This is a genomic window from Mycobacterium sp. E2479, from assembly GCF_001667925.1.
Taxonomy (GTDB): Bacteria; Actinomycetota; Actinomycetes; order Mycobacteriales; family Mycobacteriaceae; genus Mycobacterium.
Map to the genome: position 1 here is coordinate 56,232 of NZ_LZJR01000081.1, position 26,410 is coordinate 82,641.

Here is a 26,410-nt window from a genome sequence, read left to right on the forward strand (position 1 = left end):
GGGCCGCCACCCCGGCAATGACGTCGCGTTGACGGCCTGTCTTTCACGGCACGACACCCATACCGTTGGCTCCTTTGTTTGCCAGCCCCAGAGCCCGTCCCGATCGGTGGCTACTGCAGGGATTCTCGCAGAACTTTCCTGAGCCGGGCTGATTTCGCTGACATCGGCGGTCGGCAACTATGTACGCGCAGCCATGCCACTTTGCTCTACGGCACCGGTTGTCGGACGCGAAAAGTGGTCGCCACCAGCGAGCCGGCCCGTCAGCAATCCAAGGGCCGCATCCAACCGACGCCGGCGCTGATCCGTTCCGCGGGTGCGCCGACGTCGGCGCAGATCTGCGCAACTATCTCGGTTGACTCGGCAGCAAAGACACCGAACATGTAATCGTCGTCCGGCACCGTCATCGCCGTCAAAAGCTGCACCGGAGTGCCGCGAGTCGACATGAATTCAGCACGGCAATTCAATCGGTCGACGATATCGTCTATCGAGTGGGCGGATGTTCGTGGTCCGTACCACTCGACGAGGAACCGTTGTGGTTGAGGCCCCGTGATCGCCATTGTGTTCACGATATTCATGTCGGCAATGGTCGGCATCAGGGTTTTCCCTACCGTATATAGCTCTGCGGGATCTCCGAGTCGGTTGTCAGAGCGCAGGGGTATGCCTGATCGGTTGAGGTCTTTGAAATCTTCCACCGCGCAACGCGATTCGGCAAGATCCTGTGCGCGACGTGACCCCCGCGGGTGTCCCGAATGCGAAGTTGATTTCGCCCATCGGCACCCGTTCCATCAATTTCTGGAAGCTCGCACGCGGTCGGGGCAAACTGCGATTATCTTTGCGGATTATTGATTCTGAACAATTAAAGCTGGGCGCGGGGACACCCGAATTGGTGCCCCCGGCTCGGCCGTCTGCGCCGTTAGTACAGCGGTATCCAAGTGCCGAAGAACCAGTAACCGAAACCCCCGTAGTCCGGGTTGAAAACCGGAACGACGGTATAGGTGTTGTACGTGAACGGTGAGAAATAGTTCTGCCCGTAGGACGCATCAACCGGTGCCCCCTGCCAGGGTTGGTTCCAGCCACCGGCAGGCGGCGGCCCGTTCCAGCCACCCGCGGGCGGCGGGCCTTCCCAGTTGGGCGGGGGCGCGCCAGGGGCCGGGCCATTGCTCCACCCGTAGCCATTCGGTGGCGGCGGTGGTGGCGCTCCCTGGCCCGGGACCCAGTAACCACCACCCGGCACGTTGGTGGGGCCGCCAATCTCTCCAGTGGGTCGTTGGATGGGCGGGGGCGGCGGGTAGTACGGCGGGTGAGGAGGCTGGGTCCAGGGCGCGTTGAGGATTGGGCGCGGCGGCCTGGGCGGGTATGAATTGTGCTCGCCCGGCTGGTTGGTAGTACCGCCCCACGGTGCCCCCGTGGTCGGGGTCGCGCCGCCCCACGGTGCGCCGTTCGGCGGCGTGGAGCCCGAGCCCCCGTAACCGGGTCCGGGGTTGGGGGCCGGGGTGCAGTTCTTGTACCAGGCGGGACACACCGTCGGCATCGGTGACGTCGAGCCGTTCGCCGGTGCCTGCCAGGAACTCGGCGGCGTGTTGTTCGGCGCCTGCTGCCAGGAGCTGGGCGGGGTGTTGTTCGGCGGCGTCGTACCCGAGCCCCCATAACCGGAACTCGGGCTGGGGCCGGGCGCCGGCGTGCAGTTTTTGTCCCAATTGGGGCATTGCGTCGGCATCGGGGCCGTCGTACTGTTCGGCGGCTGCTGCCACGTGCTCGAGGCCGGCGGCGGCGTGCTGGGCGCTTGCGTCGTGCGCGGCGGCGGCGTCGACTGCCATGTGCTCTGCGGTGGCGCCGTGGTGGGCGGCGGCGTCGACTGCCACGTGCTCTGCGGCGGCGCTGTGGTGTGCGGCGCTGGCGTCGACTGCCACGTGTTCTGCGGCGGCGGCGTGCTGCGCGGCGCGGGGGCGGTCGGCACCGTGCCGGTGCCCCCGTAACCGGGATTGGGGCCGGGGTTCCCGGAGCAGCCCTGTTGCCAGCTGGGGCATGGCGGGTCCAGCGGCGCGGAGTTCGCGAAGCCCCCGTTGACAGCCGTTACGGAGATGCCCAGGCCGCTCGCGACTGCCGCCGCCGCGGCGAGACGTTTGATAGACATCGGTTGCGTCCCCTCTCGGGATTTGGTCCGAACGATTCCGCCGGCCTGCGCTATGGACAGGTCACGTCCATCTCGAATGGTTTGGTTACCGGCTTCGGATTGTGGGGGTCGCTCACATCGGCACCGGTTGCCGTGCCCTTGATCTGAATAGCGTTGTCGCCCACCGCGGCTCCGGCGTTGCCGCCCTGCCCCTTTGCGGCATCAGAGAAGCCGAGCGTGATGCCGTCGACGTTGCCTAGTCCGACCGCGTGAACGATCGGCGGGTTGTCCTTGCTGACGACTGCCCCGACGCCTTTGGTGGGGTCGCCAATGCCGATGCTGATGTTGTCGCCGACCGGTTTGCAGGTGACCGGACCGCTGACGTTCTGGTTCTTGCCGTCCACAATCACCTGCGGTCCGGCGGCCTGCGCCGCCGGGTTCGACGCTTGCGGGTTCGACTTATTGCCCGAACAGCCGGCGCCACTGGCGATTACGATGGCCAGGCCGGCTACACCGACGATGATCTGACGCTTCACCGCTGATCTCCTTCATGTGGGGATGTCCACCGTTCGCGACCCCGCTCGGCAACCCGATGAATTACTGCGTCGGGCCGGGGATTTGGTAAGCGCACCTACCGGTCGTGTGTTCGGTGAGCGCGACGGGCTGGCCGTCCACCTGGATCGAGCAGTCGTGCGGGCCGCCGGTTTTGTCGGTGTAGTTCAATGCCAGGTATGGGCTTCCGGTCACCTGCACGGTCTGGGACCACGGGACCGAAACCCAGGTTGTGGTGCTCGCCGGATACACCGGGGTGCCCGGGTCCGGAATGACGGAGAAGACGTCGCCGCCGCCGAGGATCCGGTACACGACGGTATGTTGCGCCGGATCGGCCTTGGCGGCGGGCAACATGGCCGGCGGGGCAGCGCTCATCGCTACGGCAATGGCCGCCAGCAAGCCGGCCAGGGCGCTGGGCCGTGGCGTCGCGCTGACGTGTCGCCACCGGCGAGAGTCAGCATTCATGTTGCGGTAAGCCGAATCCGTTGGCATGACGCCCCTTTCGATGCGCAGCCCGCTGCGACATGCGGGCGTGCCCGCAGTCTTCCGATGAAGCAACCATCGCCGTAGCGGTCGCTATAAGCTAAGGCCGCGCGCCGAACCGTCTCAATTAGGGATTTCCCTACACTTTTCGCCTAACGGGTTCGGCGCAACCCGCTATCGGCCCTCGAGGACGGCGATCGGGCAACGGGTGGCCGAATGCCGTGCTAGCGGGGCAGGCCAAGAAGGCGCTCGGCGGCGACGGTCAGCAGGATCTGCTCAGTGCCACCCGCGATGGTCAGGCAGCGGGTGTTAAGGAAATCGAACACGGCCTGGTTGTGCACCAAGCCGCCGCCCTCGGACACGTCCATCGTGTACTCGGCCAGCGCCTGGCGGTAGCGGACACCGATGAGCTTGCGCACACTGGACTGCGCCCCCGGGTCTTGTCCGCCGACGGCCAGCTGAGCGATCCGCTGATCCAGCAACGCGCCGGTCTGCGCGGCGACGATCAACCGTCCCAGCCGATCTTGCTCCGCCGCGTCGAGGTCTCGCTCGGTCAGCAGCTCGAGCAGCTCCTCCATCGGGTTGCCGAGCGCGGTTCCATTCGCCATTGCGACCCGCTCGTTGGCCAGCGTGGTGCGGGCCAGCCGCCAGCCGTCGTTCACCTGGCCGACGACCAGTTCGTCGGGAACGAACACGTTGTCCAGGAACACCTCGTTGAACAACGAGTCGCCGGTGATTTCGCGCAGCGGGCGGATCTCGATTCCCGGCGAGCCCATGTCCACCAGGAAGTAGGTAATGCCTTTGTGTTTCGGCGCATCCGGATCTGTGCGCGCCAGGCACACTCCCCACTTCGCCTTCTGCGCCGCCGACGTCCACACCTTCTGTCCCGTCAGGTGCCAGCCGCCGTCGGTCCGGACCGCCTTGGTGCGCAGCGACGCCAGGTCCGAGCCGGCCCCGGGCTCGGAAAACAGCTGACACCAGAGGAATTCGCCGCGCATGGTGCCAGGCACGAAACGCTCGACCTGTTCCGGCGTGCCGTGCTCGAGGATCGTGGGTGCGGCCCACCACCCGATCACCAGGTCGGGGCGTACCACGCCGGCCGCCGCCAGCTCCTGATCGATCAACAACTGCTCGGCCGGTCCCGCGCCGCGCCCGTAGGGCGCCGGCCAGTGCGGCGCCTGCAGGCCCGCGTCGGCCAGCGCCGCCTGCCGCTTCTCCTCGGGCAGGCCGCCGATCTGGGCGGCGGCGGCGGCGATGTTCGGGCGTTGGTCCTCGACCTCGCTCAGGTCGATACCCAGCCGGCGGCGCACGCCCGCTTGGGTCAGCGCGGTGATGCGGCGCAGCCAGGGCTCGGCCCCGCCCAGGAAGCGCGCGATGGCGTGCGCGCGACGCAGGTAGAGATGGGCATCGTGCTCCCAGGTGCAGCCGATGCCGCCAAGCACCTGGATGCAATCCTTGACATTCGCCTTCACCGAAGCGATGCCGGTGCTCGCGGCCAGGGCCGCGGCGATGGCGAACTGGGATTCGTCGCCCTCCGCGGCGGCGCGTGCGGCATCGGCGGCGGCCACCTCGGCCTGCTCGGCGCGGCACAGCATCTCGGCGCACATGTGCTTGATGGCCTGGAAGCTGCCGATCGGCTTGCCGAACTGCTCGCGGACCTTGGCGTAGTCGACGGCGGTCTCCAGTGACCACCGGGTGATGCCGGCCGCCTCGAACGCCAGCACCGTGGCGGCCAGCCGCTCGACGCGTTCGCCGGTGTCCGATACCACGGTGGCCGGAGCCGAGTTCAGCGCCACCCGGGCCAACGGCCGGGAAAAGTCGCTCGCCCGCAGGGGCTCGATCTGTACCCCCGGGCCGCCGGTGTCGATCAGCAGCCACTTCTCGCCGGCCGGCGCCAACAGCACGGCGCCGTCGGCCACACCCAAAGCGAACGCCACGGTGCCCGAAGCTTTGGACGTCGCCTGGTCGAACTCGATGTCACCTTCCAGCGCCAGGCCGGCGAAGCGTTCACCGGAGGCCAGGGCACCCAACAACTCGGGATCGCAGACAACCAACGTGGCCAGCGCCGTCGTCGCGACCGGCCCGGGGATCAGCGCTTTCGCCGCTTCCTCGACCATCGCGCACAGGTCTTCGATGCTGCCGTCCGCCCCGCCGAACTCCTCCGGGATCGCGACGCCGAAGATCCCCAGTTCCGCCAGCCGGGCGAACACCGGCCGCCACGCGTCGGACTTGCCCTGCTCCACGTCGCGGATCGCCGCGGTTCCGCCGGGCCCGGCCGTCGAATTGCGGGCCCAGTCGCGCACCAGGGCTCGCGCGGCAAACTGCTCGTCGGTGACGGTCGCTACCACCTGAGAGGACCTCCGCGTCCATGAGTCTCGACGTGACAAGGGTTGGACCCCTGTCCTGATTGTGCGATCTGCCCGCCAAGCGGGTACCTCCCCATCACGTGTTGGCACGCAACCCGCTCTTCGGAGACTAGAACGTGTTCTAATAGTGCCAGTGATCGACCGTCAAGTCGAACGCCATCACAGCAGCACAGCGCTTGTCCGCGGCGGTATGGAGGTGGGAAATTCACACGCAGAATGCGTATCGTTTGCAAGCGAACCGCCAGGAACAGGAGCAAACCGTCACATGCCAGCCAACGCAAATCCGAGCCGCGTTTCTGACTCGCAGCCGCGCGAGGTCATGAACGTGGCGGTATTGGCGGAGTCCGAACTGGGGTCGGAGGCACAGCGGGAACGCCGCAAGCGCATCCTCGATGCCACCATGGCCATCGCTTCCAAGGGGGGCTACGAGGCGGTTCAAATGCGGGCGGTGGCCGATCGCGCCGATGTCGCCGTGGGGACGCTGTATCGGTATTTCCCGTCGAAGGTGCACCTGTTGGTGTCGGCGCTGGGCCGCGAGTTCAGTCGCATCGACGCCAAGACGGACCGCTCTGCCATGACGGGCGGCACACCGTTTCAGCGACTCAACTTCATGGTGGGCAAGCTGAACCGGGCGATGCAGCGCAATCCCCTGCTGACGGAGGCGATGACGCGCGCCTACGTGTTCGCCGACGCGTCCGCGGCCAGTGAGGTCGACCAGGTCGAAAAGCTCATCGATTCGATGTTCGCGCGCGCGATGGCCGACGGCGAGCCGACCGAGGACCAGTACCACATCGCCCGGGTGATCTCGGACGTGTGGCTGTCGAACCTGTTGGCGTGGCTCACCCGCCGGGCCTCGGCCACCGACGTCAGCAAGCGGCTGGACCTGGCCGTGCGGTTGCTGATCGGCGACCAAGACTCCAAGTAGTCCGGCTCACGCCGGCGCACCGGCGGTGCGCCCGCGGATCAGCTCGGTGTCCAAGAGTTCGACGGCCGGCAGACCCGATCGCGGCGGTTTCAACAACAGCTCCGCCGCCCGGCAGCCCTTCTGCAGGCTGGGTTGCGACACCGTGGTCAGGCCCCGGCTGATGGCGTCGGGTACGCCGTCGAAACCGGTGACGGTCATCTGCCCGGGCACGTAGATGCCATGCGCCCGCAGATAATCCATCGCGGACAAGGCCAGGATGTCGGCGGTGCACATCAGCGCGGTGATCCGCGGGTTGGTTTCCAGGGCCGCCTTGGCGGCCGCGCCGCCCGATTCGGGCAGGTGCTCGTAGCTTTCCACCACGGTCAAAGAATCCGGGTCGATGCGGGCGGCCGTCATCGCCTCCCACACGCCGATGATGCGCTCGCGTTGCACGTCGAAGGCGGGCGAACGCAAGCGGTCGGGGTCCACCAGGCCCTGGCGTCGGTCCCGGCCCAGTCGCATGGTCAGCAGCCCGATCTCGCGATGTCCGAGGCCCAGAACGTAGTCGGCAAGCTCGCGCATCGCGGCGCGGTCGTCGATGCCCACCCGCGAAGCGCCTGCCAACCCCTTGGGTTGGTCGACCACCACCACCGGCAGTCGCCGTTGCAGCACCACCTGCAGGTAGGGGTCTTCGTCGCACACCGAATACACCACGAAGCCGTCCACGCCGGCCGAAAGCACAGCCGCGGTCCCGTCTTTGAGGCTGCGGCTGGGCCCGACGGCCACCAGCAGCAGCCCCTGCCCCAGCGCTTCGCAGGACTGCGCCACCCCGGTGACGAAGTCCCGCGCGGCGGGGTCACTGAAGAAGTAGGTCAGCGGCTCGGCCATCACTAGAGCGACGGCGCCGGCCTTGCGGGTCCGCAACGACCGTGCAACCGGGTCGGGGCCGGCGTAGCCCAGCCGCTTGGCCGTCGCGAGCACCCGCTCACGCAGGTCCGGAGAGAGCTGATCGGGCCGGTTGAAGGCGTTCGAAATCGTCGTGCGCGAAACGTTGAGCTCTTCGGCCAGCGACGCCAGAGTCGCGCGCCGGCGCGGTGGGGGGCTCACGTTCGGTGAGGTTACAGCGGACCGGCGGCCCCGGGTATGCGCTTCAGCTTGCGGCTTTGTAATGGAAACGGTTTTCATTAGTATGGTGGATCGGCTGACTGGCCGGCGGGAGGAATTCGGACGCGCATGGCACTGACGCGGCAGCGAACGGCTACGGCCGGGACCGCCGATGCGACACGATGGCTGGCGGCCGCCCTGGTTCTGACCGGCGCGCTGCTTTCCGGCTGCGGCGCTACGGCGCACTCCCGCGCGATGTCCGTCGTCGCCTCCACCGACGTGTGGGGCAGCGTGGCGCGTGCCGTCACCGGCCGCCATGCCGCCGTCAAATCCATTCTCAGCGGGGCGGACATCGACCCGCATTCCTACGAGGTCAGCCCGGCCGACGTCGCCGCGATCGCCGACGCCCCACTGGTGGTCTACAACGGCGGCGGTTATGACGGCTGGGTCGACGACGTGCTGGCCCGTCACCGCGACGCCGAGCCGGTGATCGCCTACTCCTTTGAGACCAATGGCCAACCCCGCAACGAGCACGTCTTCTACGACCTGACCGTCGCCAAATCGGTTGCCGCCACTATCGCCGACCGCCTCGCGACGATCGACCCGGGCAACGCCGCCGACTATCGGGCCAACGCCGCCATGTTCGGCCGTGGTGCCGACTCCATCGCCGGCGCCGAACACGCAATCGCGGCCAGGTACCCCAACGCCTCGGTGGTCGCGACCGAACCGGTCGCGTTCTACCTGCTGAAGGCGGCGGGCTTGATCAACCGTGCCCCGCCCGCGTTCGAGGCGGCCATCGAGAACGAGACCGATCCCGCGCCCGCGGATATGGCCATGGTTCTTGACCTGATCAGCCGGCGTCAGGTGTCGGCGGTGCTGGTAAATCCGCAGACCGCCACGACCGCGATCAACGGCCTGCGTGACGCCGCCCGGCGCGCCGGTGTGCCGGTCGCCGACGTACCCGAAACTTTGGCCCAGGGCACGGATTACCTGGCCTGGCAACGCAATACGGTCACCCAGTTACAGTCCGCGCTGCAATCGGGACGGCCCGTACGGTCATGACCCTCGAACCCGTCCCGGCCCTCGAGACCGTGTCGCTGCGCGACGCGCGACTGTCGTTCGGCGACCGCGTGCTGTGGGATCACCTGGATCTGTCGGTGGCGCGCGGCGAGTTCATCGCGGTGCTCGGACCGAACGGTAGCGGCAAGACGTCGCTGCTCAAGGTGCTGCTCGGGCAGCTGACACTGAGCGCCGGGGCCGGGCTGGTGGACGGCAAGCCGATCACCTCGGGCAGCGGGCGCATCGGCTATGTGCCCCAACACCATCCGATGGACGCCGACGTGATGCTGCGCGGGCGCGACCTGGTTCGACTGGGCATCGACGGGCCTCGCTGGGGTGCCTTCCCGCTGCGGTCCGCCGAACGGGCACGCCGCCGCGCGGCCGTCCGGAAGGCGCTGCGCCAGGTCAACGGCGAACACCTGGCCGACGTCCGGGTCGGAATGATGTCTGGCGGGGAGTTGCAGCGGGTGCGCATCGCCCAGGCGTTGGTCGGCGACCCACTGCTGTTGCTGTGCGACGAGCCGCTGCTGACGCTGGACCCCGCCAATGCCAAGCTGGTGTCGGCGCTGATCGAACGGCACCGACAGGACACCGCGACCACGGTCATCGTCGTCACCCACGAGATCAACCCGATCCTGCCGTACGTGGACCGTCTGCTGTATCTGGTCGACGGCCGGTTCGAGATCGGCACCGTCGAGCAGGTGATGACCAGCCAGACACTCTCGGCGCTGTATCAATCGGACATCCAAGTGGTGAAGGTCAAGGACGGCTACGTGGTTGCCGGCGCCCGCGACGACGGGCATTGCTGATGGAGCATCGGCTCGAGGGCTTGCTGGGCAATCTGCTCACCTTCGACATCACCGCCCACCTACTCGGCCATGACTTCGTGCAGCGGGCGCTGGTGGCGGCCGCCCTGCTGGGGCTGGTGGCCGGGTTGATCGGGCCGTTCATCGTCATGCGGCAGATGTCGTTCGCCGTGCACGGTTCGAGCGAATTGTCGCTGACCGGCGCCGCTTTCGCGCTGTTGGTCGGCTTCGGCGTGGGGGTGGGCGCGCTCGTCGGTAGCGCCCTTGCCGCGGCGCTGTTCGGCGTGCTGGGGCGCCGCGACCGGGAGCGCGATGCGGTGATCGGCGTGGTCCTGGCGTTCGGGTTGGGCCTGGCGGTGTTGTTCATTCATCTCTACCCGGGCCGCACCTCCACCAGCTTCGCCCTGCTGACCGGCCAGATCGTCGGGGTCGGCTACACCGGCCTGACCATGCTGACGCTGGTCTGCCTGCTCGTCATCGCCGTGCTGGCGACGTGTTACCGCCCGCTGCTGTTCGCCACCGTCGATCCCGACGTCGCCGCGGCGCGCGGTGTGCCCGTCTACCCGCTGGGCATCGTGTTCGCCGCCCTGGTCGGCGTGGTGGCGGCCCAGGCGGTGCAGATCGTCGGGGCGCTGCTGGTGATGTCGTTGTTGATCACTCCGGCGGCCGCGGCGGCCCGGGTGGTCGCCTCGCCCGCGGCGGCGATGGTGACCTCTGTGGTGTTTGCCGAGGTGTCCGCCGTGGGCGGGCTGGTGCTGTCGCTGGCGCCCGGCGTGCCGGTGTCGGTCTTCGTCGCCGGCATCTCGTTTCTGATCTATCTGGTCTGCTGGTCGATCGGACGCCGACGAGAGGCTGCGGCCTAAGCCCGACAAGCCCGAAATCGCGTGGACGGTGGGCGATACCCACAAGGTCGGCGGCACTTTGAGCACGTCCAAAGTACAGGAAGCCAGCAACGGCTGGGCATGCCAGCGGGCACTGACGGTGCGCAACAACGTCGTCGTCGACGTCGCCACGTGCGGCTCCTTTTTGCCCGGCGGCGCTGCGGTCGACCTCGCCGACCAGATCGCCGCCAAGGTCGCCCGGCAGTAGCCGGACGCCCGCACCCCGTCCTGGCCTAGGTCGCCGCACGGGCGCCCCCATAAGCTGGGCGGGTGGCCGTGATCGACCTCAACGCCGACTTGGGCGAAAGCTTCGGCGTCTGGCGCCTGGGTGACGACGATGCCATGCTCGGCATCGTCACGAGCGCCAACGTCGCGTGCGGTTTTCATGCCGGCGACCCTGCGGGCCTGCTGCAGGTCTGCCGGTCGGCTGCCCGGCGTGGGGTCCGGATCGGAGCGCAGGTGAGCTACCGCGATCTGGCCGGGTTCGGCAGGCGCTTCATTGACGTCGCCGCCGGGGAACTCATGGCCGAAGTGGTGTATCAGATCGGCGCGCTTCAGGCGATAGCCCACGCGGCCGGTACCGCCGTGTCCTACGTCAAACCGCATGGCGCGCTGTACAACGCGATCGTCACCCACACCGAACAGGCGGCCGCCGTGGCCGAGGCGGTGCGCCTGGTGGATGCCGGGCTTCCGGTGCTGGGCATGGCGGGCTCGGCATTTTTCGAAGAAGCCAGCCGCCGCGAATTACGCACCGTCGCAGAGGCTTTCGCCGACCGCGCGTACCGGCCGGACGGCCGGCTGGTGTCCCGTCGTGAGCAGGGCGCGGTCCTGCACGACCCCGCGGCGATCGCCACCCGGGTGACAACCCTGGTCACCTCGGGACAGGTCGCCGCGATCGACGGGACCCGGCTCACTTTGAAAGCGGAATCACTTTGTGTGCATGGCGATTCGCCGGGAGCGGTACAGATCGCGACCGCCGTTCGCGACAGCCTCGTGGCAGCCGGCGTCGAGATCGCGGCCTTCTGCTGATGCGGCTCAAACTCGGTCGCCCCGATATCGCCCGATTCGCGGACCGGTTCGACGCGCCCGCCGCCGAGCCCGGCGCGCTCTCGGTGACCTGGATGGGTGTGGCCACCCTGCTGATCGATGACGGCTCGTCGGCATTAATGACCGACGGCTACTTCTCCCGGCCGAGCCTGGCCAAAGTCGCGGGCGGCAAGGTGGCGCCCTCGCCCGCACGTGTCGACGGATGCCTTGCGCGGGCGAAGGTCTCGCGGCTCGCGGCGGTCATACCGGTGCACACCCACGTCGATCACGTTCTGGACTCCGCGCTGGTCGCCGACCGCACCGGCGCGCAGCTGGTCGGCGGGCAGTCGGCGGCCAATGTCGGGCGCGGGTACGGGTTGGCCGAGAACCGGATCGTCGCCGCGGTCAACGGCGAGCCGATTCGGTTGGGCGCCTACGACGTCACCCTGATCGAATCGCACCACTGCCCGCCCGACAGGTTTCCCGGCGTCATCGACGAACCGGTGACCCCGCCGGTAAAGGCGTCGGCGTATCGCTGCGGGGAGTCCTGGTCGACGCTGGTGTGCCACCGTCCGACGGGCCACCGACTGCTGATCCAGGGCAGTGCCGGCTTCGTCAAGGGCGCCCTGACCGGCCAGCACACCGACGCCGTCTACCTGTCCGTCGGGCAGCTAGGGCTGCAGCCGCGGCCGTACCTGGTCGACTACTGGAACGAGACCGTGCGCGCTGTGGGGGCTCGCCGGGTGATCCTCATTCACTGGGACGACTTCTTCCGCCCGTTGACAAAACCGTTGCGCACCTTGCCCTATGCCGGTGACGACTTGGATGTATCCATCGGCATCCTCGACGAGCTTGCCGCCCGCGACAGTGTCGCCGTTCACCTGCCCACGGTGTGGCGGCGCGAAAACCCTTGGAAGTGAAGCGGTTCACACGTTGGCCCTGACGCTCGCGCTGTTGCTGCTTGCTGTTGTCCTGGCGTTCGCCGTGGCGCGCCCCCGCGGCTGGCCCGAGGCGCTGGCGGCGGTCCCGGCGGCCCTGATCCTGATCGCGACCGGCGCGATCTCGATCAACCAGGCGTCGAAACAGATCGCCGAGCTGTCCGGCGTTGTGGCATTCCTGGGCGCGGTGCTGGTGCTGGCCAAGCTGTGCGACGACGAGGGCTTGTTCGAAGCTGCCGGCGCGGTGATCACGCGGGGGCGAGTCGGGTCGGGCGCCCTGCTGCGGCGGGTGTTCGTCATCGCCTCGGTGATCACCGCGGTGCTGAGCCTGGACGCGGCCGTGGTGTTGCTGACCCCGGTGGTACTGGCGGCCGCTCGGCGAGAACGCGCCCGGGTGCGACCGTACGCCTACGCCACCGCGCATCTGGCCAACGGCGCCTCGCTGCTGCTGCCGGTGTCGAACCTGACCAACCTGCTGGCCTTTCACACGGCCCACATCTCGTTCACCCGGTTCACGCTGGCGATGGCGGCGTCGTGGGTGGGCGCGGTGGCTGTCCTCTACCTGATCTTCCGGTGGTTTTTCGCCGAGGACCTGCGGGTGCAGCCGGACCCGGAGCGGGCGGGTGCTCCGCCACGCCCACCGGTGTTCGTGTTGGCGGTCGTGGCGCTGACGCTCGCCGGGTTCGGGGTCGCCCAGTCCGTGGGGGTCGCCCCGGCCTGGGTGGCGTTCTGTGGCGCGGCGGTGCTCGCGGTGCGTAGCCTGCGGCACCGGCACACCTCCGTCCGCGACATCGTGCGCTCGGCGAATGTGTCGTTCCTGGTGTTCGTGCCGGCGCTGGGTGTCGTGGTGCGTGCGGTCATGATCAACGGGATGGAGCGGGCGATGTCGGCGGTGCTGCCGTCGGGCTCGGGCCTGCCCGCTTTGCTCGCCATCGCCGTGACAGCCGCCGTGCTGGCCAACATCATCAACAACCTGCCCGCGACACTGGTGCTGCTGCCGTTGGTTGCGCCGAGCGGGCCGGTGGCGGTCTTGGCGGTGCTGGTCGGAGTGAACATCGGCCCTAACCTGACCTACGTCGGTTCGCTGTCGAACCTGTTGTGGCGGCGGGTGTTGCGGCAGCATGCCGTCGAAGCCGGCGTCGGGGAATACACCCGCCTCGGCGTGTGCACCGTGCCCGCCTCGCTGGTGGTTGCGGTGCTCGCGTTGTGGGCGTCGGCGTGGCTGTTAGGTCTCTAGGGCGCAGGCGGGCCGCAGGGGCCCGAACGGATGATCGACGCCAACTCCTCGCGCGACTGCGCCCCCACCCGCTGGCAGGCCCGGTACACGTGGCCCTCCACGGTGCGTACTGACATCACCAGCTTCTCGGCGATCTCGCGGTTGGACAGGCCGGCCACCACGAGTTCGACGACATCGCGCTGCCTGCCGGACAACTTCAGGCCCGTCGGGGTGTGCAGCGCGGGCGTGTGCAAGCCACCGCAATCGTCGGCCAATTCCCGAGCCAATGCCGCGGCGTACAACCCGCGGCGCCGGTGTTGACGTTCCTGGAACACCACCGACGCCTGCGCCGCCGCATCGGCGGCCGCGACCCGATCACCGATCCCCCGATAGGCCGCCGAGGCCGCCAGCAGGCCCTCACCGTCCCCGGCCGATAACGCTTCCGCGTGCGATGCGACGGCAGCGGAAAGTGGCAACGCCAACGCGTCGGCCAGCTCCCGCGCCCGCACCGCCTGTGAGCCGTCACCCCACTGCGCCGCCGCCTGGATGCAGGCCAGTTCATGCGTGGGCTGGCCGCGATCGCGGGCAAGCCGCGCCGCCCCCGTCACGCATGCCACGGCCTCGACCAACCGCCCGCTGGCCGCCATCGCCCACCCGTCGGCCAATGACAGGCCGGTGTGCATGAACAGAAAGTCGGCCGGCACGCACGAGCGCGCCGCGGCGACCGCCTCATTCGCATCGCCGGCCTGCCCGAGCTTGGCGTGCGCCTCGGCCAAGGCGAAGTAGCTCGCCGGGCGCAAACCCGTCGTCACGTAGTGAATCTGCACCCCGGCCACCGCCTCGTGCACCAGGCGGGCCGCCTCGGCGACGGAGCCGCGAGCCAGCTCGGCGTTGCCCGTCAGTAGGGCGAGGTTCGCATACGCCAGGCCCGGAATGTCACGGGACGAATCGGCCAGTTGCCGCGCCGTGCTGACAAATTCGTCGATCCGACCGGTCAACCGGCAGGCACGCCCATAGACGGCGCCGAACCAGAACCGCATATGGGATGCCTGAAACGAGGTCATCGCCCGCCGCAGCGTCTGCTCGGCCAAGTCGGCGAGCTCATCGACCTGACCCAGCGCGCCCATGGCCATGATCAGCGCCAGCGACGCCATCATCGCGTGGAAACCGGGCAGTTCGGGAAAAGCCAGGGCCGCCCGGGCATTCGCGGCCGCGGCCGCACAGCGCGCCGCCACCGCATCAAGGCACGCCTGAACCGCCAACCGCTGCGCTCGCTGGGCCGGGGTCTCGTCGAGCGCCGCTAGGCCGTCGAGGATCTCGGCCGCGGCTTTGGGGTTGAAGAGATGCCAGATCAGGTTGGCCGCCCGCACCGTCGCCCAATGCCGGCCGTCGGGCAGGTCAGCGTCGGCCATCTCGCGCAGCGCCGCCTCGGCCTGCTCCCCCCGCCCAAGTAGCGCCAGGTTCATGGCCCGCACTCCGGCCGCCCCGGGCGCACCGGCCTGAGCGGCGGCGGTGGCGAACCGGTCGGCCAGATCGAGATCCAACAGGGTCATCGCATGCTGTGCCGCTTCCAGGTACAGCGCGGGGTCGGGATCGAGGTCGGACTCGAGACGCAGCAATGCGCGCCGCACGGTGGCCTGCACGTCGGCGTCGGGGTCCTTGCCCAGCCGCGTCGCCAACCTGCCCCGGATTTCCGACAGGTACAGTTCGCCGGCGCCCGCGCGGCGCAGCTCGCCGAACAGCGGATGGGCGAGCCTTGCGGTCAACCCGGCGCCGGTACGTTCGATGTTCACCAACCCCATCCGCTCGGCGGCCGCCACGTCGCTGCGCCGGGCCAAATCGCACAGCACCTCCACGGCCAGCGGCTCGCACTGCGACAACGTGTCGATCACCATCGCCATCTCCGGGCTGAGCCGACCCATCTGGCGGCCTACCGTGTCGGACAGGCTCGCCGAGACCGCAACGTCGCCGTCCCACATCCATACCCCGGCCGTTTTGCGCATCCGGCCTGCGGCCACCTGGTCGGCCACCAGCTGCCGCAGGAATAGCGCGTTACCCCCGGTCAACTTCTGGAACCGGGTCGCGCTGCGCGCATCGACCGGACCGTCCAGCTTGCTTTCGATGACTTCGCGCGTCTGAATGGCCGAAAAGGGTTTGAGGTCAAGCCTTTCCAACAGCCCGTCTTTCCACAGCGCCGTCACCGCGTCGGGCTCGTCGCTGCCGCTGCGGACGGTGACCACCAGCCGGACCCCACCGGACTGCGCCAGCTGGTGCACGACGAGCGCGGACAATCCGTCCAGCAGGTGCGCATCATCGATCCCCACCACCACGCGACGCTGACGCTGCTGGGCGACAAATGAATTGATCACTCGTCGCACATCGGTCAGCGGATCCGGTTGCGCCTCGTTCATCGCCTCCGTCATCACGCCGATGAACGCCCCGAGGGGCAGCGCCTGCGCCGAGTCGGTGCCGACGATCCACCTGGTCCGCTCGCCGGCCGCCTCGGCGCGCCGCAGCGCTTCGTGGGCGAGCCAGGTCTTGCCCACTCCGGCGGCTCCGGCGATCACCACGCCCCTATGGTTGCCGCCCGGACTCAGGGCGCGGCGAATAATCCCCCATTCGCTGTCACGCCCGGTCAGCGGCTCGGCGCCGATCACTCGGCGACTATAACGGCGCGCGAGCGTCGAACGCGAGGCTTTGCCGTGTTTCGGCGGCCTCATGTGTAGCCGCCCCGTAGCAATTACGTAGTCCACTACGCTGTCGAACCCGTTTTCGGACCGTGAGCATGGCTTTTGTCAGATAGGCGCTCGAGATAGGCGGTGGGCTATGGCAAAGGTCGGAAATCACGCAGTGGTATTGGGAGCGAGCATGGCCGGTCTGGTGGCCGCGCGAACGCTCTCCGAGTTCTTCCACACGGTCACGGTGGTGGAGCGCGATCCGCTGCCCGACATTTCTCCCGAGACCGCCGCCGCTCGCCGGGGCGTGCCGCAGGGTCGCCACCTCCACGCCCTGCTGCCACGCGGCGGTCAGGTGCTCGAGCAGTTGTTCCCCGGCCTCCTGGACGAGATGGCGGTCAACGGCGCGAATTACCTGGACGGCCGCGACCTCTCGCGGCTGTACTACAACTTGGGCGGGCACCTCATGGTGCGCACCGGCGGCGCCCCCTCGTTCTCTGCGTATCTCGCAACGCGGCCATTCCTCGAGGAACACGTCCGCTCGCGCCTGCGCCGCATCGCCAACGTCACGCTGCTCGATGAGCACGACATCGTGGAGCCGACCACGACGGCGGACCGCCATCGCGTCACCGGCGTCCGGGTTGCCAGCCGCCGGACCCGCGAAGACATCACGCTGAGCGCGGACCTGGTGCTCGACGCCACCGGGCGAAGCGCCCGGACGCCGGCGTGGCTGACCGCCCTGGGCTACGAGCGCCCGCCCGAGGTCCATGTGCCGGTGCACCTGACTTATGCGAGCCAATGCCTGCGCATGGCACCGGATGCGCTGCACGAATTAGGTTTCGTCGTCGGGCCGGTGCCGGGCCGGCCGCGCGGGCTGGGCATGCTGCGCGCGGAGAACGACACCTGGATGTTCACCGTTTTCGGCGTCGCGAACCACGCTCCGGCGTCGATAGACCTGATATCGATGTGCGAATTCGTGTGGGACTGCGTGCCGCCCCCGCTGCTGGCCGCGGTGCTGGCCGCCGAACCCGTCGGGGAGCCCACCCGGCACGGTCAGCCGTCCAGCCAATGGCGCCGCTACGACAAGATCCGACGCTTCCCCGAAGGCCTGCTGGTCATGGGCGACGCGATCTGCAGCTTCAACCCGATCTACGGTCAGGGCATGACGGTTGCCGCGCTGGAGGGAGTGGCGCTGCGTGACTGCTTGGCCGCCGGCACACGGGATTTGGCGCGGCGATTCTTCCGGGCCGCCGCGGTGCCGATTCGGCAGGCGTGGGAGCTGTCGGCCAACCCGGACCTATGTCTACCCGAAATCGAGGGCACGCCACCGCTTTTCACCCGGCTGCTCAACAGGTACATCGACCGCATATTCACCGCAATCGAATACGACACCGTCGCGGTCGATCGCTTCGTCAAAGTCACCGCGCTCATCGATCCCGCTACCCGGTTGCTGCGTCCGGGCATGATGTGGCGGGCCGCCCTGGCCAACCGCCGCCGACCGCGCGGCGGCGACGACCATCAGGTGCGCACGGACGAAGACCTGGCCGGTAGCGTAGCCCGTTAGCCTCGCCTGTAGGCGGGCGGCAACGGCATCCCGAGTTCGGCGAGCACGCCGCGCAACCGGGCCGGGAAGTCGGTGATGATGCCGTCGACGCCGTAACCGATTTGCTGACGCATGGCGGCGTCGTCGTTCACTGTCCAAGGAATCACCTTGAGCCCCAAGGCATGTGCGTGGTCGACGTAGGGCTTGTCAGTGACGAGCCGGTAGTCCGGTGCGGCGACGCTGGCACCCACCATGCGCGCGCCGAGCAGGGGATCACCGATGAGGGCGGGGTTCTCGCCGGCGAGCCACGGGGAGCCCGCCGCCCAGGTCCGTCCGTCGTACAGGGCCACCAACGGAATCGACGGTTCGACGCCGCGCACCAACGGCAGGGTCCGCCAGTCGAAGCTCTGGATCTCCACGCGGTCGACCTTGCCCGCGGATCGGACCGCGGCCAGTATCACGTCGACGAACTCCTGCGGTTCGGCGGACGTGCCCGGTTGACCGGCCTCCACCTTGGTTTCGATGTTGTAGCGGATCGCCTCGGCGCGATAGGAGTCGGCGAGCGCGAACACCTGCGGCAGCGTCGCTATCTTGTTGCCCCGCACCACTTCGGCGTCGGGAAACGCATCGAGCCGCTTTCCGCAGTCGAGGGTGCGAATCTGCGCCATGATCAGTTCGTGTACCAGCTTGCCGACGTAGGGATATGCCGGGTCGCCGGGGAATGCCGGTCCGGTGTCGGCGCACTTTTCGGCGTCAATGGTCGGATCGTGCCACACGAGCGGTTGCCCGTCCCGGGTGATGTTGATGTCGAGTTCGAGTGTGCTGATGCCCAATTCGATCGACTTGCCGAACGCGCGCAACGACTCCTCGGTGGTTTCACCGCGTCCCCCGCGGTGTGCCTGAAGATCGAAATCCGGCGCCTGCGCGAATGCCGGCGATGCGAGTAGCAGCGCCAGCGCCAGCAGGGCTGCGGCGAGGCGGGCGATCACCTACCCCCTTCGCTGGCGCGTGATTTCGGCGAGCACCACCCCGGCGGCCACGGACGCGTTCAGCGATTCGGTGTTTCCAGCCATCGGAATGGAGACGACTTCGTCGCAGTTCTGCCGCACCAAACGGGACAGTCCCTTGCCTTCCGAGCCAACGACGACCACCAGCGGGTCGGTGCCGTCGAGATCGTCGAGCGCGGTGTCGCCGCCGGCGTCCAGGCCGACCACCCGCAGCCCGCGCTCGGCCCAATCCGCCAGTGTCCTATTTAAATTCGTGGCGCGCGCCACCGGGATGCGGGCCGCCGCCCCGGCGCTGGTGCGCCAGGCAACGGCCGTCACCGACGCGGATCGCCGTTGCGGGATCAGCACCCCGTGGCCCCCGAATGCCGCCACCGAACGCACGATGGCACCCAGGTTACGGGGGTCGGAGATGTTGTCCAGCGCGACCAGCAGCGCCGGCGGCGAGGCGATCGCGGCGGCGACCAGATCGTCGGGGTGGGCGTAGTCGTATGGCGGCACCTGCAACGCGATCCCCTGATGCAGGTGATTGCTCGTCATCCGATCCAGATCGGTGCGCGGAACCTCGAGGATGGAAATGCCCGAATCTGCTGCGCGGGTGACGGATTCGGTCACGCGTTCATCCGCTTCGGTGCCCAGCGCCACGTACAGCGCGGTTGCCGGCACCCCGGCCCGCAGGCATTCGAGCACCGGGTTGCGGCCGAGCACGGTCTCGGATTCGTCGGTTCGGCCCCGTGCCGGCCGGCGCGCTTGGGCCTTTGCGCGCTTGGCGGCCGGATGGTTGGGGCGCATATGCGCCGGCGGGGTGGGGCCGCGTCCCTCCAGACCGCGGCGACGCTGGCCTCCCGAACCCACGGTTGGGCCCTTCTTGGTGCCCTGTTTGCGTATAGCCCCACGGCGGCGCGAGTTCCCCGCCATCTACTTGTCGCGCTTTTCCTCGTGGGCCAAAAGCTCCCACTGCGGCCCGTCGGCGGTATCGGTGACCTCGATGCCGGCCTGCTTGAGCCGATCGCGGATCTGGTCGGCGAGCGCCCAGTTGCGTTCCTCGCGTGCTTTCTGCCGATTCTCCAGCTCCCCCTGGACGAGCACGTCGACCGCGGCCAGCGCCGCCGACGTTTCGTCGCGGGTCTCCCAGCGCTCGTCGAGGGGGTCGCAACCCAAGATGCCCAGCATCGCGCGGATCGCGCGCGCGTGTTGCAGTGCGCCTTCGTGGTCGCCGGAATCCAGCGCGCGGTTGCCTTCCGCGCGGGCCTGGTGCACTTCGGCCAGCGCGGCCGGCACGGCGAGGTCGTCGTTGAGGGCGTCGGCGAACTTTCGCGTCCACTGGCCCGGCTCGACGCCGCCCACCCGCACCCGCACGCGGTGCAGGAACTCCTCAAGGCCGACATAGGCTTTCACCGCGTCCTGCAGGGCATTGTCGGAGAATTCCAGCATCGACCGGTAGTGGGCGCTGCCCAGGTAGTAGCGCAGTTCGGCGGGGCGCACGCGCTGCAACAACGCCGGTATCGCCAGCACGTTGCCCAGCGATTTGCTCATCTTCTCGCCGCCCATCGTCACCCAGCCGTTATGCAGCCAGTAGCGGGCGAATCGATCGCCCGCGGCGCGGCTCTGCGCGATCTCGTTCTCGTGATGCGGGAAGACCAGGTCCATTCCGCCGCAATGGATGTCGAATTCCGGACCCAGGTAGGTCCGCGCCATCGCCGAGCATTCCAGGTGCCAACCCGGGCGTCCGCGGCCCCACGGTGAGGGCCACGACGGCTCGCCGGGCTTTTCACCCTTCCACAGGGTGAAGTCGCGCTGGTCGCGCTTGCCGGTCGCCGCGCCCTCGCCCTGATGGACGTCGTCGATCTTGTGCCCGGACAGTTGGCCGTATTGCGGGTAGCTGAGCACGTCGAAGTAGACGTCGCCGGCCGAGGCGTACGCGTGGCCGGTTTCGATCAGGCGTTCCATCAACTCGACCATTTGGGTGATGTGCCCGGTGGCTCGCGGCTCGGCCGACGGCGGCATGACGTCCAGGGCGTCATAGGCGGCCGAAAATGCGCGCTCGTAGGTGGCCGCCCACTCCCACCACGGTCGGCCGGCCGCGGCGGCCTTGGCCAGGATCTTGTCCTCGATGTCGGTCACGTTGCGGATGAACGCGACGTCGCAGCCGCGGGCGATCAGCCAGCGGCGCAGGATGTCGAAGGCCACCCCGCTGCGGACGTGGCCGATGTGCGGCAGTCCCTGGACGGTGGCGCCACACAGGTAGATGGAGACGTGCCCCTCGCGCAGCGGAACGAAATCACGCACGGCACCTGCTGCCGTGTCGTGTAGCCGCAAGCGGGCGTGATCGGTCACGACGTGCCAGCTTACCGGGTAGTTCCCCAGCGTCCGGCGCTGCGCGTGCTTACCCGGCGGCGATTACCAGCGCGGTGGCGATGGCGGCGAGACCCTCGCCACGTCCGGTCAGCCCGAGCCCGTCGGTCGTCGTCGCCGACACCGAGACCGGCGCGCCCAGCAATTCCGACAGCACCCGTTGCGCCTCGTCGCGGCGTGGACCCACCTTCGGCCGGTCGCCGATGACCTGCACCGCGGCGTTGCCGATCCGAAACCCTTGGTGCGACGCCAGATCCGCGACATGGCGCAGCATGTCAGCGCCACTGACACCCTTCCAGCGCGGATCGTCGACCCCGAACACCGCGCCCACGTCGCCCAGCCCGGCCGCCGACAACACCGCGTCGCATAGCGCGTGCGCCCCGACGTCGCCGTCGGAATGTCCCGCACAACCGTCCGCGTCGGCGAAAAGCAGACCCACCAGCCAGCACGGCCGTCCGGGTTCGATCGGGTGCACGTCGACGCCCAGTCCGACCCGCGGAAAAGGATCTGGCGCGTTCACCCGCGCACCACGGTCTCGGCCAGCAACAAATCGAGCTGGGTGGTGATCTTGAATGCCAGCGGGTCGCCCTCGACGACTTGAACCTGGCCGCCGACATGCTCGACCAGCGACGCGTCGTCGGTGAAACCGGGCATACCGGCCCCGGCCCGGTAGGCACGCGACAGCAACTGGGTCGCAAAGCCCTGCGGGGTCTGCACGGCGCGCAGCCCGGCGCGCTCCGGAGTCCCCAGGACCACCCCGTTGGCGTCCACGGCCTTGATGGTGTCATGCAGGCGTAGCGCGGGCACCACGGCGTCGTGACCGGCCCGCAGCGCCTCCACCACGCGGGTAATCAGGGCCGGGGGCGTCAGCGCCCGCGCGGCGTCGTGTACCAGCACGAACTCAGACGCCGCGGGCAGGGCCGCCAGGGCCAGGTTGACGGACCCGGTCCGATCGGGTCCACCAGCGACGACGCTGACCCGTCCGACGCCGGCGTGCTCATCCAAAAGCTGGTTGGCCTCATCGATTCGGTCGGCGGGTACCGCCACCACGACGTGATCGACAACCCCGGATTCCAGCAAACCGTTGACGGCGCGCTGCAACAACGTGCGGCCGTCAACCAAACAAAATGCCTTGGGAATTCCTGCGGCCAGTCGTTCGCCCGACCCTGCGGCGGGGACGACTGCGACTACTTTGCCTGAGGCGCCCGTCTCCAGGGCCACCGAAGTGTCAGGGCCTTCAGGAAGCGGCGGCCAGAACCTCGTCGAGGATGGTCTCCGCCTTGGCGTCGTCGGTGCTCTCGGCCAGCGCCAATTCACCGACCAGGATCTGGCGGGCCTTGGCCAGCATCCGCTTCTCGCCGGCCGACAGACCACGCTCCTGGTCGCGACGCCAGAGATCGCGGACTACCTCGGCGACCTTGTTGACATCGCCGGAGGCAAGCTTTTCGAGGTTGGCCTTGTAGCGGCGGGACCAGTTCGTCGGCTCTTCGGTGTGCGGAGCGCGCAGCACCTGGAAGACCTTGTCGAGACCTTCTTGTCCGACGACGTCACGGACACCCACGTACTCAGCGTTGTCGGCGGGAACTCGGACTGTGAGGTCTCCCTGCGCCACCTTCAAGACGAGATACTCTTTTTGCTCCCCTTTGATCGTCCGGGTTTCGATCGCCTCGACTAACGCAGCACCGTGATGCGGGTAAACAACGGTGTCGCCGACCTTGAAGATCATCTGATTCGAGCCCCTTTCGTTACTTCATCCTAACACGGCCACCTAACTACGCGCGAAGCAACGATGCAGGTCAGGGGCACAACACGCGCAGATTAGGGGTTGACATGCGGATCAAGTCGTGCAGTGCTGCACATTACCAACGCCCCCGGACCCACCCCGCGGCGGCCTTACAAACAGCTCCTGCGCTGGTCTGGCGCCCCGCGGTATCGCCCGCGAGACCTAGCTACTACTGTGCATAGTTGCATTTAGTCGAACCGGCTCAGCAGGAGGCAGAGTGAACCGCTTCAAGATCCGACTCGGCCTCCCCGCGCTCGCCATGGCCGGCGCGATGGCCGTTCTGGCCGCCCTGCTGAGCGGTTGCGGAGCCGGTCAGGTCTCGCAGATGGCGGTCCAGGAGCCCGCCATCAACGGCAACAAGGTCACGTTCAACAACGTGGCGCTGCGCAACATCCGGATCCAGGCCAGCCAGGCCGGTGACTATCTGCAGCCGGGACGCACCGTGGACCTGGTGCTGGTGGCTGTCAACCAGTCCGCGACTACGCCCGACAGGCTGCTCGGCATCACCAGCGACATCGGCACGGTGACTGTCAGCGGCGACGCTCGACTGCCGGCCGGCGGATCGCTGTTCGTCGGCACGCCGGAGGGGCAGAAGGTAGCGCCAGGACCGGTCGGTTCCAACACCGCCGCGGCCAAAGCGACCATCAATCTGGCGAAGCCGATCTCCAACGGCCTCACCTACAACTTCACCTTCAATTTCGAGAAGGCCGGTCAGGCCACCGTCGCCGTGCCGATTTCGGCCGGGCTGATGCCTCCGCAGCAAAACCAAGCGGGGTAAGCGCCTGTCGTGACGCGGGCTTGTCGTACCGGCTCGATACCGTCATGGCGTGGCAACTGCGCGCTCCCAATACCGGTGTTCGGAATGCCGGCACGTCACCGCGAAATGGGTCGGCCGCTGCCTGGAATGCGGCACTTGGGGCACCGTTGACGAGGTCCCGGTTCTCACCGCGGTCGCCGGCCGTCGCAGCGGCCAGGTGGTGGCCTCGCAGGCCGTGCCCATCACTTCCATCGAGCCCAGCACCAGCCGGCACCGTACGACGGGCGTAGACGAACTCGACCGGGTGCTCGGCGGCGGCGTGGTGCCCGGCTCGGTCACCCTGCTGGCCGGTGATCCCGGGGTGGGTAAGTCGACGCTGCTGCTCGAGGTCGCGCATCGCTGCGCGCAGTCGGGCCGCCGCGCGCTGTACGTCTCCGGCGAGGAGTCCGCGGGCCAGATCCGGCTGCGCGCCGACCGCATCGGCTGCGGCGGCGACGAACTCTATTTGGCAGCCGAATCGGATTTGCACGCCGTGCTCGAGCACATCGCGACGGTCAAGCCCGCGCTGGTGATCGTGGACTCGGTGCAGACCATGTCCACCGCGGAGGCGGACGGCGTAGCCGGCGGCGTCACGCAGGTGCGCGCGGTGACGGCGGCGTTGACCGCGGCGGCCAAAACCAATGGGGTGGCGCTGATCCTGGTCGGACACGTCACCAAGGACGGGGCGATCGCCGGGCCGCGCTCCCTGGAGCACCTGGTTGATGTGGTGCTGCACTTCGAAGGTGACCGTAACGGCTCGCTGCGCATGGTCCGAGGGATCAAGAACAGGTTCGGGGCGGCCGATGAGGTCGGGTGTTTCCTGTTGCACGACAACGGGATAGAGGGCGTCGCCGACCCGTCGAACCTGTTCCTGGATCAGCGCCCCGCCCCGGTTCCCGGCACCGCGATCACCGTGACACTGGACGGCAAGCGGCCGCTCATCGGCGAGGTGCAGGCGCTGCTTGCCACGCCGGCCGGGGGCTCACCGCGGCGCGCCGTCAGCGGCATCGACCACTCCCGGGCCGCGATGATCACCGCGGTCCTGGAAAAGCACGCCAAGTTGCCCGTCGCCGCCAACGACATCTACTTGTCCACAGTCGGTGGCATGCGGCTGACCGATCCGTCGTCGGACCTGGCGGTCGCGGTCGCGCTGGCTTCGGCGTACGCGGGCCTGCCGCTGCCCACCACGGCCGTGATGATCGGCGAAGTGGGATTGGCCGGAGACCTCCGGCGCGTCAGCGGAATGCAGCGGCGCCTGTCCGAGGCCGCGCGACAGGGTTTCACCGTCGCGCTCATCCCGGACGGGGACGATCCCCGGCGCGAGATCGTTCCGACCGGGATGCGAGCGCTGCGCGCGCCCACCATCGTGGCCGCACTGGCGCACATGATCGACATCGCCGACCACCGCGGTGGCGCGCCCGCAAACCTGCGATTTCTGGACGCACGGCGCGTTGGGCCGCAAGAATGACCTTCTGTGACCCGTCCGACGCTGCGTGAAACTGTAGCCCGCCTGGCTCCGGGCACCGGACTGCGTGACGGCCTGGAACGCATCCTGCGCGGGCGTACCGGCGCGCTGATCGTACTTGGCAACGACGAGGCCGTCGAGGCAATCTGCGACGGCGGATTCGCGCTGGACGTGCGCTACGCCCCCACCCGGCTGCGTGAGCTGGCGAAGATGGACGGCGCCGTGGTGCTGTCCACCGACGGCAGCCGCATCGTGCGGGCCAACGTGCAGCTGGTACCGGATCCATCGATCGCTACCGACGAGTCGGGAACCCGGCACCGCTCGGCGGAGCGGGCCGCGATCCAGACCGGCTACCCGGTGATCTCGGTTAGCCACTCGATGAACATCGTGACGGTTTACGTAGGCGGCGAGCGCCACGTGGTCGCCGACTCGGCGACCATCCTGTCGCGGGCCAACCAGGCCATCGCCACCCTGGAGCGCTACAAGATCCGGCTCGACGAGGTCAGCAGGCAGCTGTCGCGCGCCGAGATCGAGGACTTCGTCACGTTGCGTGACGTGTTGACCGTGGTGCAGCGGCTCGAGCTGGTCCGCAGGATCGGTGAGGTGATCGACAACGACGTGGTGGAACTCGGCACCGACGGCCGCCAACTGCGGCTGCAGCTCGACGAGCTGCTGGGCGGCAACGAGGATGCCCGCGAACTGATCGTGCGCGACTATCACGCCAGCCCGGAGCCGCTGTCCGAGGCGCCGGTGACGGCCACGCTCGACGAGCTGGACGCGCTGTCGGATACCGAGCTGCTCGACTTCACCATTCTGGCAAAGGTTTTCGGGTATCCGACCACCGCCGAGGCGCAGGATTCGGCGGTCAGCCCCCGCGGCTACCGTGCGCTGGCCGGCATTCCCCGGCTGCAGTTCGCCCACGCCGACCTACTGGTTCGCTCATTCGGGACGCTGCAGAACGTGCTGGCGGCCAGCGCGAACGACCTGCAGTCGGTCGACGGCATCGGCGCGATGTGGGCCCGCCATGTGCGGGAAGGACTGTCGCAGCTGGCCGAGTCGACGATCACCGACTCATTGAACTAAGTGCGCGCTGGCGAGTGGTGGCTCACCCGGCCGGCGACGGTGGCATCGGCGGCGCCTCGGGCGGCGGCACCGCGCCCGGCTGCCCCGGTCCGGGCACCGGACCCGGCGGCGGTGGCGGCTGGTTCATGATGAACGGAACCGGCATCGACCGCAGATTGCCCAGTTGCACCACGAGGTTGTAGGTGCCCGGCCCGATCGCCGGCCGCGGCAGCGGGCAGTGCGGCGCCGAACCCATTCCGGTCCACGTCACGGCGGTGG

25 protein-coding genes and 1 pseudogene are annotated in these 26,410 nt (G+C 68.5%); 12 read left to right on the forward strand and 14 right to left on the reverse strand.

From position 1 onward, the window contains the following. Nucleotides 1-260: 260 nt before the first annotated feature. From A5686_RS11305 to A5686_RS11325, 5 genes are all read right to left on the reverse strand, one after another. Nucleotides 261-692 carry a hypothetical protein gene (locus tag A5686_RS11305; RefSeq protein WP_156750037.1) on the reverse strand — a complete coding sequence of 144 codons (432 nt, stop codon included), beginning with the start codon at nt 690-692 and terminating at the stop codon, nt 261-263. 221 nt (nt 693-913) lie between these two features. After that, nucleotides 914-2,134 carry an MAP_0585 family protein gene (locus tag A5686_RS27195; protein WP_369829698.1) on the reverse strand — a complete coding sequence of 407 codons (1,221 nt, stop codon included), beginning with the start codon at nt 2,132-2,134 and terminating at the stop codon, nt 914-916. A 50-nt stretch (nt 2,135-2,184) separates the two neighbouring features. After that, on the reverse strand, nt 2,185-2,649 hold the full coding sequence (locus A5686_RS11315) for a lipoprotein LpqH (protein ID WP_067934102.1): 465 nt from the start codon (nt 2,647-2,649) through the stop codon (nt 2,185-2,187). A 61-nt stretch (nt 2,650-2,710) separates the two neighbouring features. Then, entirely contained in the window at nt 2,711-3,157 is a 447-nt protein-coding gene (locus A5686_RS11320; protein WP_067934104.1) for a hypothetical protein, read from the reverse strand. 215 nt (nt 3,158-3,372) lie between these two features. Beyond that, complete coding sequence (locus A5686_RS11325) at nt 3,373-5,496, reverse strand: acyl-CoA dehydrogenase (protein ID WP_067934106.1); 2,124 nt, start codon at nt 5,494-5,496, stop codon at nt 3,373-3,375. Nucleotides 5,497-5,839: 343 nt separating this feature from the next. Between A5686_RS11325 and kstR the strand changes: the two genes are divergently transcribed. Next, nucleotides 5,840-6,439, forward strand: coding sequence for a cholesterol catabolism transcriptional regulator KstR (kstR, locus tag A5686_RS11330; RefSeq protein ID WP_066867395.1), 600 nt, complete (start codon nt 5,840-5,842; stop codon nt 6,437-6,439). Between the two features lie 6 nt (nt 6,440-6,445). Here the strand turns inward: kstR and A5686_RS11335 are convergent, their stop codons facing one another. Further along, entirely contained in the window at nt 6,446-7,525 is a 1,080-nt protein-coding gene (locus A5686_RS11335) for a LacI family DNA-binding transcriptional regulator (protein WP_067934108.1), read from the reverse strand. A gap of 126 nt (nt 7,526-7,651) precedes the next feature. On the opposite strand from A5686_RS11335, the gene A5686_RS11340 reads away from it, so the two are divergent. The 7 genes from A5686_RS11340 (at nt 7,652) to A5686_RS11370 (ending at nt 13,469) form a co-directional block, all read left to right on the forward strand. Then, a complete protein-coding gene (locus tag A5686_RS11340) occupies nt 7,652-8,584 on the forward strand; it encodes a metal ABC transporter solute-binding protein, Zn/Mn family (RefSeq protein WP_067934110.1) in 933 nt (310 codons plus the stop codon). Further along, complete coding sequence (locus tag A5686_RS11345; RefSeq protein ID WP_067934112.1) at nt 8,581-9,390, forward strand: metal ABC transporter ATP-binding protein; 810 nt, start codon at nt 8,581-8,583, stop codon at nt 9,388-9,390. Before A5686_RS11340 ends, A5686_RS11345 begins: the two co-directional genes overlap by 4 nt. Then, entirely contained in the window at nt 9,390-10,250 is an 861-nt protein-coding gene (locus A5686_RS11350; RefSeq protein ID WP_067934114.1) for a metal ABC transporter permease, read from the forward strand. Before A5686_RS11345 ends, A5686_RS11350 begins: the two co-directional genes overlap by 1 nt. Next, entirely contained in the window at nt 10,240-10,476 is a 237-nt protein-coding gene (locus tag A5686_RS11355; protein WP_255405010.1) for a sensor domain-containing protein, read from the forward strand. Before A5686_RS11350 ends, A5686_RS11355 begins: the two co-directional genes overlap by 11 nt. Before the next feature lie 62 nt (nt 10,477-10,538). Continuing rightward, nucleotides 10,539-11,297, forward strand: coding sequence for a LamB/YcsF family protein (locus tag A5686_RS11360; protein WP_067934115.1), 759 nt, complete (start codon nt 10,539-10,541; stop codon nt 11,295-11,297). Next, nucleotides 11,297-12,214 carry an MBL fold metallo-hydrolase gene (locus A5686_RS11365; protein WP_067934117.1) on the forward strand — a complete coding sequence of 306 codons (918 nt, stop codon included), beginning with the start codon at nt 11,297-11,299 and terminating at the stop codon, nt 12,212-12,214. Before A5686_RS11360 ends, A5686_RS11365 begins: the two co-directional genes overlap by 1 nt. A gap of 13 nt (nt 12,215-12,227) precedes the next feature. Next, complete coding sequence (locus A5686_RS11370; RefSeq protein ID WP_067934119.1) at nt 12,228-13,469, forward strand: SLC13 family permease; 1,242 nt, start codon at nt 12,228-12,230, stop codon at nt 13,467-13,469. On the opposite strand, the gene A5686_RS11375 is transcribed toward A5686_RS11370, so the two are convergent. Continuing rightward, the gene (locus A5686_RS11375; protein WP_067934121.1) at nt 13,466-16,105 is read right to left on the reverse strand and encodes a LuxR C-terminal-related transcriptional regulator; all 2,640 of its coding nucleotides are present in this window, start codon (nt 16,103-16,105) and stop codon (nt 13,466-13,468) included. The genes A5686_RS11370 and A5686_RS11375 overlap by 4 nt on opposite strands. 211 nt (nt 16,106-16,316) lie before the next feature. Here A5686_RS11375 and A5686_RS11380 point away from each other — a divergent pair, with 211 nt between their 5' ends. Next, entirely contained in the window at nt 16,317-17,687 is a 1,371-nt protein-coding gene (locus A5686_RS11380; protein WP_231986347.1) for an NAD(P)/FAD-dependent oxidoreductase, read from the forward strand. On the opposite strand, the gene A5686_RS11385 is transcribed toward A5686_RS11380, so the two are convergent. From A5686_RS11385 to carD, 6 genes are read right to left on the reverse strand one after another with little or no spacing between them, the layout of a single operon-like run. Then, complete coding sequence (locus tag A5686_RS11385; protein WP_067934124.1) at nt 17,684-18,655, reverse strand: glycerophosphodiester phosphodiesterase; 972 nt, start codon at nt 18,653-18,655, stop codon at nt 17,684-17,686. The two genes, A5686_RS11380 and A5686_RS11385, sit on opposite strands and share 4 nt — an antisense overlap. Beyond that, a complete protein-coding gene (rlmB, locus tag A5686_RS11390) occupies nt 18,656-19,588 on the reverse strand; it encodes a 23S rRNA (guanosine(2251)-2'-O)-methyltransferase RlmB (RefSeq protein ID WP_067934126.1) in 933 nt (310 codons plus the stop codon). It lies immediately after the preceding gene. Beyond that, the gene (gene cysS, locus A5686_RS11395) at nt 19,589-21,007 is read right to left on the reverse strand and encodes a cysteine--tRNA ligase (protein ID WP_067934128.1); all 1,419 of its coding nucleotides are present in this window, start codon (nt 21,005-21,007) and stop codon (nt 19,589-19,591) included. It abuts the gene before it with no gap. A 49-nt stretch (nt 21,008-21,056) separates the two neighbouring features. Then, the gene (ispF, locus tag A5686_RS11400; protein WP_067934130.1) at nt 21,057-21,545 is read right to left on the reverse strand and encodes a 2-C-methyl-D-erythritol 2,4-cyclodiphosphate synthase; all 489 of its coding nucleotides are present in this window, start codon (nt 21,543-21,545) and stop codon (nt 21,057-21,059) included. Beyond that, a complete protein-coding gene (gene ispD / locus A5686_RS11405; protein WP_067934131.1) occupies nt 21,542-22,246 on the reverse strand; it encodes a 2-C-methyl-D-erythritol 4-phosphate cytidylyltransferase in 705 nt (234 codons plus the stop codon). Before ispD ends, ispF begins: the two co-directional genes overlap by 4 nt. A gap of 16 nt (nt 22,247-22,262) precedes the next feature. Continuing rightward, entirely contained in the window at nt 22,263-22,751 is a 489-nt protein-coding gene (gene carD / locus A5686_RS11410) for an RNA polymerase-binding transcription factor CarD (protein WP_007166539.1), read from the reverse strand. A gap of 274 nt (nt 22,752-23,025) precedes the next feature. Between carD and A5686_RS11415 the strand changes: the two genes are divergently transcribed. The 3 genes from A5686_RS11415 to disA are packed head-to-tail and all read left to right on the forward strand — an operon-like array spanning nt 23,026 to nt 26,152. Then, complete coding sequence (locus A5686_RS11415) at nt 23,026-23,586, forward strand: hypothetical protein (RefSeq protein WP_067934133.1); 561 nt, start codon at nt 23,026-23,028, stop codon at nt 23,584-23,586. A gap of 49 nt (nt 23,587-23,635) precedes the next feature. Beyond that, nucleotides 23,636-25,072: a DNA repair protein RadA gene (gene radA / locus A5686_RS11420; protein ID WP_067934135.1), complete on the forward strand. Its 1,437-nt coding sequence runs from the start codon at nt 23,636-23,638 to the stop codon at nt 25,070-25,072. 6 nt (nt 25,073-25,078) lie between these two features. Beyond that, nucleotides 25,079-26,152, forward strand: coding sequence for a DNA integrity scanning diadenylate cyclase DisA (gene disA / locus A5686_RS11425; RefSeq protein WP_067934137.1), 1,074 nt, complete (start codon nt 25,079-25,081; stop codon nt 26,150-26,152). Nucleotides 26,153-26,174: 22 nt separating this feature from the next. Here the strand turns inward: disA and A5686_RS11430 are convergent. Next, nucleotides 26,175-26,410: pseudogene (locus tag A5686_RS11430) on the reverse strand (hypothetical protein); the annotation flags it as partial.